The 623-nt window shown below is 48.0% G+C and carries 2 protein-coding genes; both read right to left on the bottom strand.

The genetic code is table 11. From position 1 onward, the window contains the following. Nucleotides 1-172: NAD(P)-binding protein (locus R8O11_RS28985; RefSeq protein ID WP_318195093.1), on the bottom strand; the 172-nt coding region annotated here is incomplete at its 3' end. Nucleotides 173-192: 20 nt separating this feature from the next. Further along, the coding region (locus R8O11_RS28980) for an aldehyde dehydrogenase family protein (protein ID WP_318195092.1) at nucleotides 193-623 on the bottom strand (431 nt) is incomplete at its 5' end.

Here is a 623-nt window from a genome sequence, read left to right as displayed (position 1 = left end):
CAGTATTCATTGGGTACGAAAGTGCTGTTGGCATTTGGATAAAAATGCTCTTATCCGTACCACCCGCTTCCAGTAATAATACTGAGTGCTGGCCGCTCTCAGTCAAGCGATCCGCTAACACACAGCCGGCCGAACCCGCACCGACGATAATATTATCGTAGTGTTGTTTCATTTTGTTTCTCCTAGGAGTGTTTAGAGATAAGGGCTTTCGAAGTCGCTAAGCTGAACCAACACGCTCTTAGTTTGCGTGTAGTGCTTCAGTGTTTCGACGCCGTTCTCACGGCCAATACCGGATTGCTTATAGCCACCAACTGGCATTTCTGCCGGAGAGTCACCCCAAGCATTAACCCAGCAGACACCTGCCTGAATTTTGTGAATAACGCGATGAGCGCGAGAGAGATTCTGAGTGAAGACACCAGCAGCTAGGCCATAATCCGTATCATTAGCGCGTTCGATAACTTCAGCTTCGTCGCTGAATTTAAGCACGGACATTACAGGACCAAAGATCTCTTGCTGTACGTGGCTCATGCTATCGTCACAGTCGATAAATACGGTTGGGGCAACGAAGTTACCATTTTGAAGACCATTATCTGTTACTTTGTAACCGCCGGTCAGCAGAGTGG

This window comes from Vibrio sp. 1288, assembly GCF_033344475.1.
Note: the sequence above shows the minus strand (reverse complement) of the source record. Positions and strands in the feature narration are given on the sequence as shown.